Origin of the sequence: Lentzea roselyniae (genome assembly GCF_039537795.1) — a bacterium.
Taxonomy (GTDB): Bacteria; Actinomycetota; Actinomycetes; order Mycobacteriales; family Pseudonocardiaceae; genus Lentzea; species Lentzea atacamensis.
In genome coordinates this window covers 1-15316 of the sequence record NZ_BAABBE010000042.1, presented here as the reverse complement: position 1 = coordinate 15316, position 15316 = coordinate 1, and the positions used below count along the sequence as shown (strand labels likewise).

15 protein-coding genes are annotated in these 15316 nt (G+C 71.5%); 1 reads left to right on the top strand and 14 read right to left on the bottom strand.

Annotated features, from left to right (window positions below):
- Positions 1 to 2 precede the first annotated feature (2 nt).
- From ABFX45_RS41270 to ABFX45_RS41220, 11 genes are read right to left on the bottom strand one after another with little or no spacing between them, the layout of a single operon-like run.
- On the bottom strand, positions 3 to 581 hold the full coding sequence (locus ABFX45_RS41270; RefSeq protein WP_233440194.1) for a GNAT family N-acetyltransferase: 579 nt from the start codon (positions 579 to 581) through the stop codon (positions 3 to 5).
- Complete coding sequence (locus ABFX45_RS41265) at positions 578 to 1996, bottom strand: ABC transporter ATP-binding protein (protein WP_346136361.1); 1419 nt, start codon at positions 1994 to 1996, stop codon at positions 578 to 580. The genes ABFX45_RS41270 and ABFX45_RS41265 overlap by 4 nt, the downstream gene beginning before the upstream one ends.
- Positions 1993 to 2766 carry an ABC transporter permease gene (locus ABFX45_RS41260; RefSeq protein WP_346136359.1) on the bottom strand — a complete coding sequence of 258 codons (774 nt, stop codon included), beginning with the start codon at positions 2764 to 2766 and terminating at the stop codon, positions 1993 to 1995. Before ABFX45_RS41260 ends, ABFX45_RS41265 begins: the two co-directional genes overlap by 4 nt.
- On the bottom strand, positions 2763 to 3707 hold the full coding sequence (locus ABFX45_RS41255) for an ABC transporter permease (RefSeq protein ID WP_109641484.1): 945 nt from the start codon (positions 3705 to 3707) through the stop codon (positions 2763 to 2765). Before ABFX45_RS41255 ends, ABFX45_RS41260 begins: the two co-directional genes overlap by 4 nt.
- Positions 3704 to 5230, bottom strand: coding sequence for an ABC transporter substrate-binding protein (locus tag ABFX45_RS41250; RefSeq protein WP_346136357.1), 1527 nt, complete (start codon positions 5228 to 5230; stop codon positions 3704 to 3706). The genes ABFX45_RS41255 and ABFX45_RS41250 overlap by 4 nt, the downstream gene beginning before the upstream one ends.
- Positions 5221 to 6027, bottom strand: a complete 807-nt coding sequence (locus tag ABFX45_RS41245; protein WP_112227431.1) for a class I SAM-dependent methyltransferase — start codon at positions 6025 to 6027, stop codon at positions 5221 to 5223. The genes ABFX45_RS41250 and ABFX45_RS41245 overlap by 10 nt, the downstream gene beginning before the upstream one ends.
- Positions 6024 to 7199 carry an MFS transporter gene (locus ABFX45_RS41240; RefSeq protein WP_346136354.1) on the bottom strand — a complete coding sequence of 392 codons (1176 nt, stop codon included), beginning with the start codon at positions 7197 to 7199 and terminating at the stop codon, positions 6024 to 6026. The genes ABFX45_RS41245 and ABFX45_RS41240 overlap by 4 nt, the downstream gene beginning before the upstream one ends.
- Positions 7200 to 7227: 28 nt before the next feature.
- A complete protein-coding gene (locus tag ABFX45_RS41235) occupies positions 7228 to 8253 on the bottom strand; it encodes a dipeptide epimerase (RefSeq protein ID WP_346136352.1) in 1026 nt (341 codons plus the stop codon).
- A complete protein-coding gene (locus tag ABFX45_RS41230) occupies positions 8250 to 9311 on the bottom strand; it encodes a PLP-dependent cysteine synthase family protein (protein WP_346136350.1) in 1062 nt (353 codons plus the stop codon). The genes ABFX45_RS41235 and ABFX45_RS41230 overlap by 4 nt, the downstream gene beginning before the upstream one ends.
- Positions 9305 to 10102 carry a Rossmann-like domain-containing protein gene (locus tag ABFX45_RS41225; RefSeq protein ID WP_346136348.1) on the bottom strand — a complete coding sequence of 266 codons (798 nt, stop codon included), beginning with the start codon at positions 10100 to 10102 and terminating at the stop codon, positions 9305 to 9307. Before ABFX45_RS41225 ends, ABFX45_RS41230 begins: the two co-directional genes overlap by 7 nt.
- A complete protein-coding gene (locus ABFX45_RS41220) occupies positions 10099 to 11349 on the bottom strand; it encodes an ATP-grasp domain-containing protein (protein ID WP_346136346.1) in 1251 nt (416 codons plus the stop codon). Before ABFX45_RS41220 ends, ABFX45_RS41225 begins: the two co-directional genes overlap by 4 nt.
- A 237-nt stretch (positions 11350 to 11586) precedes the next feature.
- Between ABFX45_RS41220 and ABFX45_RS41215 the strand changes: the two genes are divergently transcribed.
- Entirely contained in the window at positions 11587 to 12078 is a 492-nt protein-coding gene (locus ABFX45_RS41215; RefSeq protein ID WP_346136344.1) for a carboxymuconolactone decarboxylase family protein, read from the top strand.
- On the opposite strand, the gene ABFX45_RS41210 is transcribed toward ABFX45_RS41215, so the two are convergent.
- From ABFX45_RS41210 to ABFX45_RS41200, 3 genes are all read right to left on the bottom strand, one after another.
- Positions 12054 to 12824 carry an aminotransferase class IV gene (locus ABFX45_RS41210; protein WP_346136342.1) on the bottom strand — a complete coding sequence of 257 codons (771 nt, stop codon included), beginning with the start codon at positions 12822 to 12824 and terminating at the stop codon, positions 12054 to 12056. The genes ABFX45_RS41215 and ABFX45_RS41210 overlap by 25 nt on opposite strands.
- On the bottom strand, positions 12825 to 13676 hold the full coding sequence (locus ABFX45_RS41205; RefSeq protein WP_346136421.1) for an FAD-dependent monooxygenase: 852 nt from the start codon (positions 13674 to 13676) through the stop codon (positions 12825 to 12827).
- A 620-nt stretch (positions 13677 to 14296) separates the two neighbouring features.
- Complete coding sequence (locus tag ABFX45_RS41200; protein WP_346136340.1) at positions 14297 to 15196, bottom strand: universal stress protein; 900 nt, start codon at positions 15194 to 15196, stop codon at positions 14297 to 14299.
- Positions 15197 to 15316: the final 120 nt, after the last annotated feature.

Below are 15316 nucleotides of genomic sequence, written 5' to 3'. Positions count from 1 at the left end.
GCTCACCGCGTCACGTCACCTGAGCCCGCGAGGACCGGGAGGGGGATCTCGAAATGCACCGTCTGGTGGCGGTCGGGGTCGCCGTCCCTGGCGTCGCACACCTCGACCGCGACCGAGCGCCAGAACGCCTCGGCGCCGGGCGTGCGGGTGTCGGTGTGCAGGTAGATCTGTTCGTAGCCGGGGGTTTCCGCGACGAACCGGACCGCGGCGTCGACCAGTGCCCTGGCCAGCCCCCTGCGCCTGTGCTCCGGCCGGACGTACACGCGGAACAGCTGTGCGGTCCGGTCACCGGAGTAGCGCTCGGCGAGCCACGCCGGGTGGGGCGGGCTGGCGGGACCCTGCGCCCGCACGGCCGTGGTGCCGACGACCTCGTCGCCGTCGACCGCGACGAACAGCGCGTGCCTGGGAGTGTCCAGGTACGTGGCGGCCAGGTCGATCACGTCGCCGTGCCACTGGGGGCGGTAGCCGTGGCCGAACTCGTGGTAGAAGGTGTCCAGCATGACGCTGCGGGCTCCCGGCAGGTCGGCGTGCGTCGCCAACCGGACCTCGTGGCGTCCCGCTGCCTGGTGGTGCGTGTTCACTTCATCCTTTCCTTCGCGCCGTCCAAGGTCGTCTCGACCGGACCGTGCAGGACGACGCGTCCCTCGTGGAGTACGACTACCCGGTCGGCCAGCCGCGCCACGACGTCGAGGTCGTGGCTGATCAGCACGAGCGCGCACGGCACGCTCGCGAGCAGGTCGAGCAACCCGGCGCGGGTCACCGCGTCCAGGCCCGAGGTGATCTCGTCGCACACGAGCACCTCGGGTTCGGCGAGCAGAGCGCGCACGAGTGCCGCTCGTTGGAGCTCACCGCCGGACAGGCCGCGCGGCAGGCGTCGCACCATGTCCTCGTCCAGACCGACACGGGCCAAAGCCGCGAGCGCTGCCGCACGAGCGTCGGCGGGGCGCACGCCCCGCAGCCGCACGGCCGTCCTGGCGACCTGGTCCAGCACGGCGCGGTGCTCGTCGAACGATCCGCGCGCGTCCTGGAACACGTACTGCACCGCGGCGAGGGCGGTGCGCGACCGCCGGCGCAGCGACCGGGCCAGCGGTCGGTCGTGGAGCAGCACCTCGCCGGTGACCTGCTGGTGCAGGCCGGCCAGGCACCGGCCGAGAGTGGTCTTGCCGCTGCCGGAGCGGCCGACGACCGCCACGCGTTCACCGATCTCCAGGTCCACGTCGTGCAGCACGGTGGCGTTGCGGTACCGGGCGGTCAGGCCGCGGACCCGCAGCCGTGGCGCCCGTTCTGGTACGTCGATGGACATCGGCGGCACGGCGTCGAGCAGCGCGCGCGTGTAGCTCTCGCGAGGATTGGTCAGCAGCTCGTCCGCGGGTCCGGCTTCGACGACGCGTCCTGCGCGCAGCACCACGATCTCGTCGGCGAGCGCACGCACCACCTCCACGTCGTGCGTCAGCAGCACGAGTGCGACACCCTGCGCGACGACGGCGGCGAGCTCGTCCACGACCTCGGCACGGGTGAGGGCGTCCTGCCCCGTCGTGGGTTCGTCGGCCACGAGCACCGCCGGGGCGCCGACCAGCGCCTGGGCGAGCACGACCCGCTGCTGCTGGCCTCCGGAGAGCTGGTGCGGAAAGCGGCGCAGCAGGTCGGCCGGCACCCGCGCCCGCTGCAGAGCCACCCGCACCAGCTCGTCGGGATCACCGTCGTGCAGTGCCGCGATCTCGCGGAACACCGCACCCAGCCTGCGCACGGGGTTGAGCGCGGACGCCGGCTGCTGGGGCACGAACCCGACGCGCCCGTGCACCTCCAGGCGCCCACTGACGGTCACTCCGGGAGCGTGTTCGCCGAGCAGGGCGAGACCGGTGGTGGTCTTGCCGCTGCCGGAGGCACCGACCAGCGCGAGGACTCTGCCCGCGGACAGGGCGAAGCTGACGCCGTCGAGCAGCACCCGGCCGCCCGCCTCGGCACGCAGGTCCTCGACGTGCACGACGGGGGTCACGTGCGCACCTGCCGCAGGGCGCGGTCGAACACGAGGTTCACACCGACGGACAGCGCGACGATCAGCAGTGCGGGCACGACCACGGTCAACGGCTGCAGGAACAGCCCGCCCCGGTTGCGGTCCACCATCACGGCCCAGTCCGCGGCGTCGGGCGGGACACCGACACCGAGGAAGCTGGCGGACGCGACCAGGTAGAGCGCGGCGGTGAGCCGGACACCGAGGTCGGCTGCGAGCGTGCGGAGCATCGACCGTCCCGTGTAGACGATCGAGGTCTGCCACCACGACTCGCCCTGCATGCGCATCGCTTCCAACGCGGGCCTTCCGGCGATCTCGAGAGCCGCCGCACGCGAAAGGCGTGCGACGTCGGGGAAGTTGACGAGCGTGACCACGCCGACGAGCACCAGGAGCCCCGGCCCTGAGATGGCGGCCACGAGGATCAGCACCAGCAACGACGGCACCGCCAGCAGCACGTCGAGCGGCCTCATCAGCACCTCGTCCACGAGCCGCAGCCGGGTGGTCGCGGCGACGACGCCGTAGGGCACACCGGCCACGTAGGGCAAGGCGGTGGCGAGCAACGCCACCAGCACGACCGTCTGGCCGCCCGCGAGCACCTGGTGCCAGGCGTCGCGGCCCACGAAGTCGGTGCCCAGCAACCCCTGCGGCATGAACGGCGCGCTGCGGGTCTGCTGCTCCGGTACGAACAGCGGGCCCAGCAACGCCAGTGCCAGCGGCACCACGATCAGCAGCCCGCCGATGCCCGCCCGTTTCACGCGACCACCTCCGTGCGCGGCGCCAGGCGGAACGCCACCAGGTCCGCCACCAGGTTCACGGCCACCGTGCTCACCGCGAACACCACCGCCAGGCCCTGGACCACCGGCAGATCTCGGCCGGCCACGGCATCCACCAGCACGGTCCCCAGGCCGGGGATCACGAACACCGCCTCGACGACGATCACGCCGCCCAGCAACCAGTCCGTGGTGCGCGCGACCTGCTGCACGGCCGGCGCGAGCGCGTTCGGCAGCGCGTGGGCGAACCGGATCCGCGTCTCGCCGAGGCCGAGGCGGCGGGCGTGGCGCACGTAGTCCGACGCGAGCGCGTCCACCATGCCCGCGCGCACCAGGCGGCTGATCGAGCAGATCGGCCTGGCCAGCAGCACCACCAGCGGCAGCACCAGCACGGCGGGCTGCGAGAGCAGGTCCGCGCCGACCGCTGTCGGCGGCAGCCACGCCAGCTGCACGCCGAACACCGCGATCAGCACGACGGCCAGCGCGAACTCGGGAATCGAGTGCAGCGCCACGCTGACCGAGGTCAGCGCCCGGTCCAGCAGGCTGCCCTCGCGCAGTGCGGCCAGCACGCCGGCCATGACCGAGATCGGCAGCAGCAGCACCAGGGTCAGGGTCGCCAGCACCGCGGTCGGGCCGATCGCGCCGAACAGGAACTCGGAGACCGGCCGGCCCGACACCAGCGACACACCGAAGTCCAGCCGTGGCAACCCGGCCAGCCACTCCACGAACCGTTCGAGCACCGGGCGGTCGAGTCCCATGGCCGCACGGATCTGCGCGATGCGCGCGGGGTCGGGGTTGTCGCCCGCCAGGGCCACCGCCGCGTCTCCCGGCAGAGCCTGCACCAGGAGGAACACGAGGGTGACCACGGCGAGCACCTGCACCAGCCCGAGCGCGGCGCGCCGGGCCGTGTAGGAGGCGAGGTTCACCCGATCCACACCTTGTCGAAGCGGGCCCAGTCGAGCGTGTTGGCGGGTGCGGTGGAGATCCCGCCGACCTTCGGCGTCGTGCCCACGATCCAGTCGGCGAAGCCCCACATCAGGTAGCCGCCCTCGGCGTGCAGCACCCGTTGCATCTCCCGGTACGTCTCGGTGCGCACGGCTTCGTCCGAAGTGGACACCGCCTTCTCGTAGAGCGCGTCGAACTCCGGCCGGGTCCACTTGGTCACGTTGGTGCCGGAGCCGGTGAGCAGGCGTTGCGCGATGTGGGTCTCGATGGGCATGGCACCGGAGCGGAAGCTCGACAGCGAGCCGTTCTTGAGCGTGTCGGCCCAGTAGCTGTCCTTGTTGCCCACGGCGACCTCGATGGTGAGGCCGGAACCCTTGGCCTGGTCGGCGAACACGGTGGCGGCCTCGACCATCCCCGCCGCTGCCGTGGAGGTGTCGAGCTTGACCACCATGCCCTCGGCGCCCGCCTTGCGGATGAGGAACTTCGCCTTGTCCAGGTCGCGCTGCCGCTGGCCGATCTCGTCGGCGTAGTGCTGGTAGCCCTTGCCGAACAGGTCGTTGCCGACCTGGCCGTTGCCCGCGAGCACCGACTCCACCAGCTGCGGGCGGTCGGCGAGCAGGAACAGCGCCTCGCGCAGGTCCCGGTTGTCGAACGGTGCCCGGTCCAGCTTCATCGCGAACGCCTGCACGGCGCTGTTGGGCGAGCGGTGGATCGTTATCCGGTCGCCGGACGCGTGACTGCGCGCCGTGGTCGGGGTCAGGTCGTGCGCGTACTCGACCTGGCCGCCCAGCAAGGCGTTGGTGCGCGCCGACTCCTCGTTGGCGATCACGAACTCCAGCTCGTCCAGCAGCGGCGCGCCCTCCCAGTACTCGGGGTTGCGCTTGAGCAGCACGGACCTGCCCGGCTCGAACGACACGAAGCTGAACGCCCCCGACCCGACGGGTTTGGTGAAGTCCTCGGCGCCCTCGGGCACGATGTACGCGCCGAACGCCGCGAGGGCGTTGGGGAACTCGACGAACGGCCGCTTCAGCGCGAACTCCACGGTGCGGTCGTCCACGGCACGGCTGTTCGGCAGGTCGATCAGCGTGAGGCTCGACTTGGCGCGGAACGCCCGGTTCGGGTCGAGGATGCGCGCGTAGCTGGCGAGCACGTCCTGGGCGCGCACCGGTCTGCCGTCGTGGAACACCGCCTTGCGCAGGGTGATCCGCCAGCGGGTCAGGTCCGCGCTCGGCTCCCACTTCTCCGCCAGGCGTGGCCGCGGCGACACGTCGTCGCCGAGGTCCGCGAGCTTGTCGAACATCGCCTTGGACCGGGCGGCTTCGACGAAAAGGTTGGCGAGGTGCGGGTCAAGGACCTCCTTGGCACCGCCACCCGCGAAGGCGGCGCGCAGCCTGCCGCCGGCGCGGGGCGTGGAGGCAGGAGCGGCACCGCTGCCGCACCCGGCGAGGGTGGCGACCGTCAGGCCGGAGGTGAGGCCGAGGAAACCGCGGCGGTTCAGGGACATGCTGGTTCCTTTCGGGGTTGCCCGTCTCGGCGGAGGCGGGCCACGACGTGGAGGCGGTCTCCGGACAGCGCGCCGCTCAGCGGGGCGTCGGCGGACCACGGCTGATCGGTGCGCGGGCCGGGGGAGTCGAACAGGGCCAGGACCTCGAACCCGGCGAGGTCGAGCAGATGACGCAGCTCCTGGGGGAACAGCAGCCGCCAGGCCGACCGCTGCACGAGCGGCTCGGCGCGGCCGGCCCACTCCCACGTCCGGCGGCGGCGCAACAACTGGGCGGCGTGGTCGATCCACAGCTCGGTGTGCGAGGTGTAGTCGGTGCCCCGCCAGGTCACCGAGCGGGTGCGCACGCCGTCGAGCAGTTCGGTGTTGCCGAGGAAGAACGCGCCGTTGCGCATCTCCGCGACGAACAACCCACCGGGCTCGAGGTGCGTGCGGCACCGGCTCAGGAAGGCCTCGATGTCGGCGTTGGTGTGGCAGTACAGCATCGCGCTGTCCAGGCAGGTGACGACGTCGAAGCGACGCCCCAGCCCGAAGTCGCGCATGTCGGCCAGCGTCACGTCGACCGCCGGGTGGTGCGCGCGCACGTGCGCCAGCATGTTCTCCGAGCTGTCGATCCCGGCGACGCGATAACCGTTGCGCGACAACCACCCCGCGTCCCGGCCGGTGCCGCACCCGACGTCGAGCAGCTCCCGCCCGCCCCCGAACCGGGTCACCACGTCGTGCACGAACCGTGCCGCGACGTGCTCCGGATCGGGGAACTGGTGCTCGTACAGCTCCGGGTTGTCGGTGAGCAGGTTCATCGGACGACCCCCTGTGGTTGTGCCGGTGTGAGTGCCCCGCGGCGGTGCAGCCAGGCCACGCCCGCGGCGCAGACGAGCCCGATCGCGAGGCACAGCAACGACGCGAGCCTGTGGCCGAACCCGCTGACCCAGCCGATCGCGGTGTTGCCCAGCGCGGCGGCCAGCCCGGAACCGAGGTAGAACACCCCGAAGTGCGTGCCCGCCAAGCTGTCCGGGCCGAACGAGGGAATGAGGTCGTAGACCAGCGGATGCGCGATCATCACCCCGACCGCGAGCGCGAGCGTGGCGACCAGCACCGCCACGAGCCCCGGCCACAACGCCGGCACCGCGAACCCCGCACCCATGACGGCCATCCCTGCCGCGATCACCGGCCCCCGCGCCCGTTTCGAGAGCAGGCGGGTGATGCGCACCTGGAACAGCAGCGTGGCAACCGTGGAGACGACGAACAGCACGGCCACCACGCCGGCCGACCCGGTGGCTTGCTGCGCCTGGATCGGCAGCAGCAGGTAGAGCTGGTTCTGCAGCACGAACATCCCGCTCAACACACAGGTGAACGCCACGAACCGCCGGTTCGCCAGGCACTCGCGCCAGTCACCCAGCACCGACCCACCCCGGCGAGCGGCCGGCCGCGCGGGCAGCACCACGGCCTGCGCGACGGTCAGCACCGCGAAGATCCCCGCCGCCACCACCGCCGAGACCCGGAAGTCCCACAACAGCAACACACTGCCTAGCACCGGCCCGAACAACGCACCCGCCTGCGCGTAAACGTTGAACCGCGCGAACGCCTCCGTGCGCGCCGCACCCGCCTCCAACGCGATGTACGCCCGAACCGCCGGGTTGAACAGCGCCCCGGCCAGCCCGCTGAGCACCGAAGCGGCCAGCACCACCGCGAGCGAGTCGCCGATCGCGAACAGCCCGAACCCCACCGCCCGCAGACCGCAGCCCGCGAGGATGGCTGCCCGCGGGCCCAGCCGGTCCGACACCGTGCCGCCCACCAGGAACAGGCCCTGCTGGCTCAGGGTCCGCACGCCGAGCACCACACCGATCACCGCGGCGGACATGCCGAGGGCGCCCAGGTGCGTGGCGAGGTAGGGGATGAGGAGGTAGAAGCCGGTGTTCACGGCGAACTGGTTGACCAGCAGCAGCCGGACCGGCAGGGCGAACCGGTTCATGGCCGCACCACTTCCAGAGGGCGGCGGTTCATCGGCGCACCACTCCGAGCCCGGGCTCGCCGGACAGCCGCAGAACGCCGTCCTCACCCCCGATACCCGCCCAAGGGTCGTGGGCCAGCAACAGATGCCCGTCCAGATCCACCCACCTGGCATGCCCGGCAAGGTGAACCGCCGGAGCGATCCCGAGCGAACTGGCCACCAAGCACCCGAGCATCACGTCCAGCCCGCCATCACGCGCCGCCGAGACGATCTCCAGCGCCGGCCTCAGCCCACCGCACTTGGCGAGCTTGACGTTGACGCCGTCCACCGCGCCCGCCAGCCTGCGCACGTCGTCGACCGTGGCGGCGTCCTCGTCGGCGACCAGCGGCGCCGGGCACCGTTCCCGAACCCATGCCAGCCCGTCCGGATCACCGGGCGGGATCGGCTGTTCCACCGCGGCGAGCACGACATCCGCGGCGGTGATCCGGTCGATCACCCGCACGGCCTCGCCGGGACTCCAGCCACCGTTGGGGTCGAGCACGATCCGGGCGTCCGGCGCGGCGGCACGGACAGCGGCCGCGGTGGCGACGTCCTGATCCGGATCGGCGCCCGCCTTGACCTTGAGCACGGAGAACCCGCGCCCGGCCAGTGCCGCGGCCCTGATCGCCGCGTCGTCCGGTGTGGTGATCCCGATGGTGTAGGCGGTCGGGGTGTCGTGCCAGTCCGGCAGGCCAGCGAGGGCGTGCACCGGCAGGCGCCGGCCCAGGCCGAGCAGGTCGTGCAGCGCCGCGTCCACGGCCGCCCGCACTCCCGCCGCGATCGGGTCCGCGTGCAGCGCGTCGAGCGCGGTCTCCGGTGAGTCCGCGGCGGCGAGAACCGGTCGCAGCCGGTCCAGCAGGGACGTGATCGCCTCCACGTCGAGCCGGTAGTAGGTGCTGGTCACCACCTCCCCGTGCCCACGCTGCCCGTCGTGCTCCACGACGACCCGCACGGCATCTCGCCGCGACATCACCGACCTGGAGATCTGCAGTGGCGTGTCCAGTTCGAGGCCGTAGACCTCCCAATCGACCTTCACGCGAACACCGCCGCCGCTTGAGGCGCGACGACCGACCGGCACCGCGTCCAGCCCGTCGCCTCGACGCTGTGCGGGTCACCGATCTCCACCGGCCGGTCGGCCGCACGGCCGAAGAGGCCGCGGGCGTGGCAGAAGTCGTCGTCGAAGATCGTGCCGAGGTACCGGTGCGGGCCGTCGGGGAAGATGGCCGCCACCACCGCGCCGGGTTCGACCCGAGCCGCCCACGCCGCGACGAGTGCGACGGCGCCGGTGCTCCAGCCGCCGGTGACGAAGGCGTCTCTCGCGAGCCTGCGGCACGCCTCCACCACCTCGACCGGGCCGAGCCAGTGCACCTCGTCGAACTCGGCGTAGGCGACGTTGCGCGGGTGGATGCTGCTGCCCAGCCCGCGCATGACCCTGGCTCGCGCGGGCTGACCGAAGATCGTGGAGCCGACGGTGTCCACGCCGACCAGCCGCACTCCCGGCCAGTAACGGCGCAGCTCCCGCACGATGCCCGCGCTGTGCCCGCCGGTGCCCACGCTGCACACGAGCACGTCGACCCGGTCGAGCTGCTCGACCATCTCCTTGGCGAGCCCCACGTACCCCTTGGGGTTGTCGGGGTTGTTGTACTGGTCGGGCCAGTAGGCGCCGGGCAGCTCGCGCAGCACCGCCTGGAGCCGGTCGAGGCGGGCCTGCTGCCAGCCGCCCACCGGGTGCGGCTGGTCCACCACCTCCAGCCGGGCACCGTGCGCGCGCAGCAGTGCGCGCATCGACGGCTCCAGCTCGCTGTCGGCCACCAGCACGACCGGGTGGCCGAAGACCTGACCGGCGAACGCGAGACCCAGACCCAGCGTGCCGCTGGTCGACTCCACGACCACCGCGCCGGGACGGAGGTCGCCGCGTTCCCTGGCGGCACGCAGCATGGACACGGCCGGCCGCGCTTTCATGCCGCCGGCGCTCAGGCACTCCAGCTTGGCCCAGAAACCGTTGTGCGGGTGGGGAAGCGGCGTGTCGATGCGGGCGACCGGGCTCTGGCCGAGGAGCCCGAGCAGGTGCCGGTTCTGGCGCGGGATCAGCACGACGGGCGCTCCGTGTAGTGGTGGATCGTCGTCGGACCGCCGTCGAGCCAGAAGAACGGGTACGGCTCGGCCGAGACGGCCCGCACCCCGTGCCCGATGAACCACGGCAGGACCGCGCCCGCCGTCTGCGCGAACAGCACGACCGGCTTGCCCGCGTCGGCGGCGTGGCGGAGCAGCGGCTCGAAGGTGCCGTTGCCGACGGTCATCCCGGAGGCCAGGACGAGGTCGCACTCGTCGAGCGCGCTCCCGGCGTCGGTCGTGATCGGCTCGTCCCACTCCGTCCGGCCGCCCTTGAGGTCGCACGGCACGTAGGTCGCGCCCCGCTCGCGCAGGTGGTGCAGCAGCGAGTTGACCACACCGACGACCAGCACCCGGTCGCCCGGCGCGGGATCCAGCAGGTCCACCACGGCCTCCGCGCGAGCCATGGACTTGGCCAGGGAGCTGCCGGGGCCGATGGTGATGGATTTGGTGGCGGACAGGTGATGCGGGCGGACGTGCGCCAGGTACGCGTCCAGCGCGGCGGTGCGGATGGCCGGGTTCGGGTGGTCGAGCAGGTCGAGCACCGTCGCGCCGACACAGCCGTGCACCTCGTCGTCGGCGATGTCCTCCACCGCGCAGGAGCCGACCGCCTCCTCCACGCGCAGACTGACCACGGTGTTGCGGTAGGACTGCCCTCGCGTGGCGTGCCGGGCGCCTTGCCTGGTGACGAACCCGACGCTCACGGAGCACAGCGCGGGGGAGGGCCCCAGCGCCGCGCCGCGGACGAGTTCGACGAGGTCGGTGAGGGTCACTCGGACTCCTCGGCGTAGTCGACGGACAGACCGCCGACGAGCCGCTCGGCCCGCGCACGCGCGCCAAGACCGGCGGGATCCGTCACCACGACGTGGCCGAGGTAGCTGTTGTTGCTGGTCGGATCGCCCGCACGATGGCCGGCCCCCTTGACCTTCCACTCCACCACGTCCGGCGCGGTGCCGAGCGTCTCGGTGCCGTGGACAGCGGCCACCAGGCCGGAGCGCGGAGGCAGCAGGAAGCAGATCGCGGCACTGCGCACACCGGTGTCCGCCGGCCGCAGTTCCGGTCGTCCGCCCACGGCCAGCTGCGCGTACGCCGACGGCAGGTCGATGCCGGTGACGCGACGCACCAGCTCGGTGATCTGGTTGCCTGCCGGGCGGGGGTTGACCTCGACGAGCTTCGGGCCGTCCGGGGTCAGCTTCACCTCCGTGTGCGCGACGCCGTGGTCCAGGCCCAGCGCCTCGATCGCGGCGACGGCGACCGCGGCGGCCTCGTCGGTGGGCAGGTCTGCGGGGAACATGTGCCCGCTCTCGACGAACCACGGGTCGCCCGCGATGCTCTTGTCGGTCACGCCGACGACCTGCGTCGCACCGTCCGTCGTGACGGTCTCGACGCTCACCTCCGGCCCGGTGAGCAGCTCCTCCAGCAGCACGGTCCGGACCCTGGGCTGGTTGCGCGCGTTGACAGGGAACGCCTCCAGCGCGGCGAACGCCTCACGTAGTTCCGGCTCGCCGGCCACCTTGCGCACGTGCATCCCGGCGCACAGGTCGACCGGCTTGACCACCAGCGGGTAGCCCAGTTCCGCGGCGGCCTTGGCGAGCGCGGGCCAGTCGTCGGCGAGGGCGAAACGGGGACCGGGCACACCCGCGTCGCGCAGCGCCGTGCGGGTGAGGTCCTTGCGACAGGCCCGTTCGACGGCGTGCGGGTCGGGACCGGGCAGGCCGAGGTGGGCGGCGACCCTCGCGACCGTCGGGAGGTAGTAGTCGCAGGAGGAGATCACGCCGTCGAAGCGCAGCACCGCGTGCAGCCGCTCGACGTGGTCGAGCAGGGTGGCCACGTCGTTGGTGTCCGCGGTGAGCACGTTGTCGGCGGCCAGCAGCGGATGGGGATGGGCAGGGGCGGCGCGCAGGTAGTGGTGCAGGTCGCGGGTCAGAAAGGTGAAGCGGTGCCCTGACTCGTTGATCGCCCTGGGCAGCAGCGAGCTCATCGCACCGACCCAGCTCTCGATCATCAACAGGTGGGCCACATGTCCTCCTCCTCGGCCGCTCAGCGCGGCGGAATGTGAGGAACATGGTAATCATTGTCGGTAGAGGTGCGACAGCGCCTCTCGGGTCGAGTTCGGCGGGGCGCCGTTGCATGCCGGGCTCGGGCCGGTGGCCCGGTGTGAACGCAGCCCTCGACCCGCAACGTCCACAGTAGACCCTGCGGCTAATCCTGTTGTGGTGTAACGAAAAAATTGAGAAACTTGCGCTATGGTCGAGATATGTCGACCATAGCGAGTGAGCCCAGGGTGAACCTGAAGGCCGCCACCCCGGACGTGTCCGCCGCGATGCGGGCGCTCCACGTCGCGGCTTCGGACGCCGCGGCTCGGGCGGGGCTGCCCGTCCTGCTGCTGGAGCTGCTTCGTCTGCGCGTCTCGCAGATCAACGGCTGCGAGTTCTGCATCGACCTGCACGCCAAGGACGCGAGGGCCGCCGGCGAGTCACTGGGGCGCCTCGACGCGCTGCGCACCTGGGCGGAGTCCCCGCTGTTCGACGCGCGGGAGAAGGCGGCTCTCGCGCTGGCCGAGGCGATCACCCTCGTGCACGACGGCCGGGTACCCGACGAGGTGTACCGGGCCGCCGCCACCGAGTACGACGAGGAAGGGGTCGCCGCCCTCATCTGGGTCAGCACCGTCATCAACGCCTACAACCGCATCGCGATCAGCACCCGCATGGTTCCCCCGGCGCCTCAGCCGCGGACGACCTCGAACTGACGCGGCCGCGTGGCGGAGGGCGGGTTCAGCGGCAGGCGCAGCCGTTCGACCCGCTCCCGCCACCGCGCGAAGTGCCCGTCGCTGCCAGGGGTGGCGTCGCAGCCGGCCCAGCCGGTCACCAGGCGGATGCCGTGCAGCGCGTTGAGCAGCCACACCTCCCTGCCGGTCAGCTCCTCGACACGACGACGACGCCGCGCCGTCCGGATCCCCTGGGCCGTGGCCAGGTCCCGCACCAGCGCGGCGGTCGTTCCCGGCAGCGCCGGGATCTCCGACGGCGGCGAACACAGCACGCCGTCCTCCCACCACAGCACCGACGAGCTCGCCGCTTCGACCACGATGCCGTCCGCTGTCCGCAGCAGCGCTTCCTGCGCACCGTGCAGCTCCGCTTCAGCTCGAAGCCTGCCCAGCGCCTCGAGGTCCGGACCCTTGCGCGCCGGACTGCGCCGCGGATCGGGCGCGTCCGGCACCCACACCCGCACGTGCTCGCCACGCGGGGGTGCCGGGCGGATCCGCAGCCGCAACGACGGCGGGTCGCCCGCCAGTTCCGCGCGCGGGAACCACGCGCCCGTGCGGGGCAGGGCGGAGATCGCCTCGCGCCAGAACCTGTCCAGCTCCTCCGGCGCGGCGAGACCCGTTTCCAGGCACGATCGGGTGAACCTGCTGACGTGCCGGTCAAGTGCCAGCACCGACCCGTCCAGCACCAGCCAGGAATCGGCCACCAGCAGCGGAGTGTCCTCGGTCGCCATTCAGTTCCCCGTTCCGCTCATGACAGTCCTCGGGCCGTAGGGGGCGTGTTCCAGCCACTCGCCGAATCGCGGCACCACGGGCGCGAGAAGTCCCGCCGTCCTGCGCCGCAACCGGGCCACCGCGCCGGTGGGCCGCAGGTGCCGCAGGGCCGCGCCGGCGGCGGCGCTGTTGACCTCGGCGGCGGCTCGTCTCGCGGTGGCGAAGGCGGCGACGGCGTCCGCGTTCGCCGCGGGGGAGCGCCGGCCGGTCGCGATGGCGTCCGCCGCCGCCCGTGCGTCGGCGAAGCCGCTGTTCATGCCGCGTGCGCCGAAGGGCGGGAACAGATGAGCGGCCTCTCCCACGAGCAGGACCCGGCGGTGGGGATCGGTGAAGTCGTCGGCGATCAGCTGCAGGAAGCGGTAGACCGAGATCGCCGTGATGCGTTCGGACGGCGTCGGCCCGATCAACGCGGGCAACCACCGCCGCACCTCCCGCCGGGAGGCGATGACGTCCGGATCGTCCCCGGCCCGGCTCTGCACGTCGACCTGGAAGCCGTTCGCGTAAGGCACGACGAGCACACCACGTCCGTCCGCGCCGGGATGCGCGTAGTGCATCACGCGCTCCAGGCTCGGTGTGCCGCCGGGTTCGTCGGCGACGTCGACGACCACGTGGAACCCTTCCGCGGCAGAGCCTTCCAGCGAGGCGCCCGTCCGCTTGCGCACGGTCGACCTGGCGCCGTCGGCTCCGACGACGTGGCTTCCCGGCCAGGTCGCGCCATCGGCGGTGACCACGGTGACGCCGCCGGAGTGCGCGACGACCTCGGTGAATCGCCGGATGCTTTCTCCATTCTCCCGTCGAGATACCCCTGTGATCTGGACGCCGCACCGAGCAATCCCTTTACTGACGTCGAGAAACTCGCCATCCTGCCCGGTGTCACCCGGTGTGTGCTGATGACGACGCCGGGTTCTTCTCCGGGCGTTGGATAAGTCGTGTGCGTGGCACGCATCCGGTGATCACCTCGCGCGACGGAAAACGCTTACTTGGATTTATACGGACGTGCGCGCAGGTGGGTTCACACGATGTTGTGAGCCCTAACCTCACGTCGAACACACATCAGTGGGCGGAGTATCAGGCCCTGGAAATAAGTTAATCCATTGTGGATGAATGCTGTGCAAGTATCATTGGAATGGGCCCAAGCGGCGAGTCCGTGCTGGAAAGAATGTGTGCCGATTGATCGCTCGTTGTGTTGGTGGATGAGCTTGTAATACATGGCGTGGATCCGGATGAACACGGCGTGTTCACGGGTCACGGTTTTCCCTGATGACAGCGTGCGGATGGACGGTCTGGTCCGTCGCGGCCCTTCGTTGTTCGAATGGCGGCTCGCGTGTTCCCGACCAGTCCGCGCTGACCGGCATTACACGTCGTTGTGCGATCCGCGGCTCAACGACGAACAAGCCGCGCTCGTGGCCGAGAGCCTGCTCTGTTCGTCACCTCAGCTGTCCCGGTGCACAACGGCCACCGGGCACGGAGCGTGGTAGAGCACGGCGTGGCTGACCGACCCGAGCAGTGCCCGCCGCACAGCGCCGCGGCCGTGGCTGCCGACGACCAGGAGCGCCGCGTCGTCGGCGACGTCGAGCAGCGCCTGTGCCGGGCTGTGGAAGGACACGTGCCGCTCCACGCGGACGTCCGGATGGTTCTGCTGGTGCCCGGCCAGGCATCGGGCGATCACCGCTTCGGACTCCGCGCGCACCTGGTTCCAGTTGTAGTCCCAGTGCCGTACCGGAGCGAGCGCCTCGATCGGCATGTCCGCCCAAGCGTGCACGGCGAGCAGTTCGCGATCACGGCGCCGCGCGAACTCGAAGGCGAAGTCGATCGCGGCCGCGCTGGTTTCGGACCCGTCGACGCCCACCACGACACGGCCGTCGGCCGCTTTCGCCTCTCGGACAACGACAACCGGGCGTTCGTGGTTGCCGGCGAGGTCGGCGGCGGTGGAGCCGAGCAGTGCGCGGGACAGGCCGGACCGGCCGGACGAACCGACGACCAGTATGTCGGCGTCACGGCCGATCTCTCCCAGCACGTCCGAGGGATGGCCGTGCTCGAGGCGAGTGGTGATGCCGAGGCCTGGAGCCGATCGACCGCACTCGGCGGCGAGATCGGTCAGTTCGTTCTCGGCGTGTGAACGCACCGCCTGCTCGCTCGCGGCCTCGGGCAACGGTGTGGACATCGGGGTGAAGACGAACTCCGGCAGCGGTCCCCGCACCACGTGCACGAGCAGCAGTTCACACTCACGGCTCGACGCTTCGTCGGCGGCCCACAGAGCGGCGGTGCGTGCGGCCAGCGACCCGTCGACGCCCACCACGACCGTGCGCTTTCCGGACTCGGTTCGGAGCAATAGTCAAGACCTGTGGATGAAGATCTTTATGCTGCGGTGGGTGGTGCGTGTTCGTCGGGTCGTTCGACGAGTGTGCCGTTCTCGAAGCGGGCGCCGGCTCGGACCAGAGCGACCAGTTGC